This is a genomic window from Streptomyces sp. MBT65 (assembly GCF_016612545.1).
In the GTDB taxonomy this organism is placed as follows: domain Bacteria; phylum Actinomycetota; class Actinomycetes; order Streptomycetales; family Streptomycetaceae; genus Streptomyces.
In genome coordinates, this window is sequence record NZ_JAENRY010000546.1 from 1 (window position 1) to 3,036 (window position 3,036).

General features: G+C 69.7%; 1 protein-coding gene. It reads right to left on the minus strand.

Features of this window, described 5'->3' with window-relative positions; all coding sequences use genetic code 11:
- Positions 1–30: 30 nt before the first annotated feature.
- Positions 31–2,742, minus strand: coding sequence for a pyruvate dehydrogenase (acetyl-transferring), homodimeric type (aceE, locus tag JHN63_RS50055; protein WP_200691787.1), 2,712 nt, complete (start codon positions 2,740–2,742; stop codon positions 31–33).
- Positions 2,743–3,036: the final 294 nt, after the last annotated feature.

A 3,036-nucleotide genomic window follows, 5' to 3' on the forward strand; every position in this document is an offset into this window, starting at 1 on the left:
CGGGTAGGGGCGGCGGGGGCGAAAAAAGCCCTACAGCCCGTAGCGCTCCCGCGCCTCCTTCACCGCCGTCGCCTTCACTTCCCCGCGTCGCGCCAACTGCGCCAGCGCGGCGACGACGATCGACTCCGCGTCGACACCGAAGTAGCGGCGCGCCGCGTCCCGCGTGTCCGAGAGGCCGAAGCCGTCCGCGCCCAGTGACGACCAGTCCTGCTCGACCCACTGCGCGATCTGGTCGGGAACCTGCCGCATGTAGTCGGAGACGGCGAGCACCGGGCCCTCGGCGCCGTGCAGCGCCTGCCGGACGTACGGCACCCGCTCCTCGCCGCGCAGCAGCGCCGCGTCCGCGTCGAGCGCGTCCCGCCGCAGCTCGGTCCAGGACGTCGCCGACCAGACATCGGCCGCGACACCCCACTCCTCGGCGAGCAGCCGCTGCGCCTTCAGCGCCCAGTGGATCGCCGTACCGGAACCGAGAAGCTGGATGCGCGCCGCGTTGGCGGCGGGCGAAAGCCCCGCCGATTCCGCGGTGTTGAAGCGGTACAGGCCCTTGACGATGCCCTCGTCGATACCGAGGCCGGCCGGCTTGGCGGGCTGCGGGATCGGCTCGTTGTAGACGGTGAGGTAGTAGAAGACGTTCGGGTCCTCGCCCTGGGCCGTCTCGCCGTACATCCGGCGCAGACCGTCCTTCACGATCGCCGCGACCTCGTACGCGAACGCCGGGTCGTACGACATCGCCGCGGGGTTCGTCGCCGCGATCACCGGCGAGTGCCCGTCCGCGTGCTGGAGACCCTCGCCCGTCAGCGTCGTACGGCCGGCCGTCGCACCGACGAGGAAGCCGCGGCCGAGCTGGTCGCCGAGCTGCCACATCTGGTCGGCCGTGCGCTGCCAGCCGAACATCGAGTAGAAGATGTAGAAGGGGATCATCGCTTCGCCGTGCGTCGCGTACGACGTCGACGCGGCGATGAAGTCCGCCATGGAGCCCGCCTCGGTGATCCCCTCGTTGAGGATCTGACCGTTCTTGGCCTCCTTGTAGTACATGAGCTGGTCGCGGTCGACGGGCTCGTACGTCTGGCCCTTGGGGGAGTAGATCCCGAGGGAGGGGAAGAGCGACTCCATGCCGAAGGTGCGCGCCTCGTCCGGCACGATCGGCACCCAGCGCTTGCCGGTCTCCTTGTCGCGGACCAGGTCCTTGACGAGACGGACGAAGGCCATGGTGGTGGCGACGTTCTGGCTGCCGGAACCCTTGTCGAAGGACGCGAACGCCTTCTCGGCCGGGGCGGGCAGCGCGGGCAGCGGGTGCGTACGACGCGCGGGGGCCGGACCGCCCAGGGCGGCGCGGCGCTCCTGGAGGTAACGGACCTCGGGGGAGTCGGCGCCGGGGTGGCCGTAGGGCACGACCCCGTCGATGAACCGAGCGTCGGAGATGGGAAGTTCGAGCAGGTCACGCATCTGCTTGAACTCGTCCGTCGACAGCTTCTTCATCTGGTGGTTGGCGTTCTTCGACGCGAAGCCCTCGCCGAGCGTGTGGCCCTTGACCGTCTGCGCCAGGATGACCGTCGGGCCGCCCTTGTGCTCCACGGCCGCCTTGTACGCGGCGTAGACCTTGCGCGCCTCGTGACCACCGCGCGAGAGGTGGAAACACTCGAGGATCTTGTCGTCGCCGATCAGCTTCGCCAGCTCGACGAGCGCCGGGTCCTTGCCGAAGAAGTCCTCGCGGATGTAGGCGGCGCCGCGCGTCTGGTACGTCTGCACCTGGGCGTCCGGTACCTCGCGCAGGCGGCGTACGAGCGCGCCCGTGGTGTCGAGCTGGAACAGCTCGTCCCAGGCGTTGCCCCACAGGGACTTGATGACGTTCCAGCCGGCGCCGCGGAACTGGGCCTCCAGCTCCTGCACGATCTTGAAGTTCGCGCGGACCGGGCCGTCGAGGCGCTGGAGGTTGCAGTTGATGACGAAGGTCAGGTTGTCCAGACCCTCGCGGCTCGCCAGTGCGAGGGCCGCCGTCGACTCGGGCTCGTCCATCTCGCCGTCACCGAGGAAGGCCCAGACGTGGGACTCGGAGACGTCCTTGATGCCGCGCGCGGTCAGGTAGCGGTTGAAGCGCGCCTGGTAGATCGCGGACAGCGGGCCGAGGCCCATCGACACCGTCGGGAACTCCCAGAGCCACGGCAGGCGGCGGGGGTGCGGGTACGACGGGAGGCCGTTGCCGCCCGCCTCCTGGCGGAAGTTGTCGAGGTGCGCCTCGGTGAGGCGGCCGTCGAGGAAGGCGCGGGCGTAGATGCCGGGGGAGGCGTGGCCCTGGATGTAGAGCTGGTCGCCGGAGCCGGGCGCTTCCGCGGACTCCTTGCCCTTGAAGAAGTGGTTGAAGCCGGTCTCGTACAGCCAGGCCGCGGACGCGAAGGTCGCGATGTGGCCGCCGACGCCGTGTTTCGCGCCCCGGGTCACCATGGCCGCCGCGTTCCAGCGGTTCCACGCGGTGATACGGCGCTCCAGCGCCTCGTCGCCGGGCGCGGCCGGCTCGGCGGCGGTCGGGATGGTGTTGAGGTAGTCCGTCTCAAGCAGCTTGGGCAGCGCGAGTCCGTTGCCCTCCGCGCGCTCCAGCGTGCGGCGCATCAGATATGCGGCACGGTGCGGACCCGCAGCCTGCGTGACGGCGTCCAGGGAGGCCTGCCATTCGGCGGTCTCCTCGGGGTCGCGGTCCGGGAGCTGGTCGAGCTCGCTCGGCTGGATGGCGTAGGGGTCGGTCATAACGCCGCCTTCCTCGGTCGAAGGGGGGTTCCCTCATCGGCAAGGGGATTTCGGGGGTGCCCTTGGTCTTTGGCAGGACAGGGCGGCGGGCCCTGTGGTGGGAGCCCGTCGGTGACTGTAACTCCCTGATCGATGATCGATCAAAGGTTCCCGGGCAAAATATCTTGATTACGGGAAAGTCGGCACGGGGTGCCTCCGGCGGCGGCACCGGGTGTCGTAGTTGCCCGGGGTTTTCGCAGGTCGGAGGGGGTCTTTTGAGCGGGGGAGCGCTCCTGTGGGTGAGCGTGTTGGGGG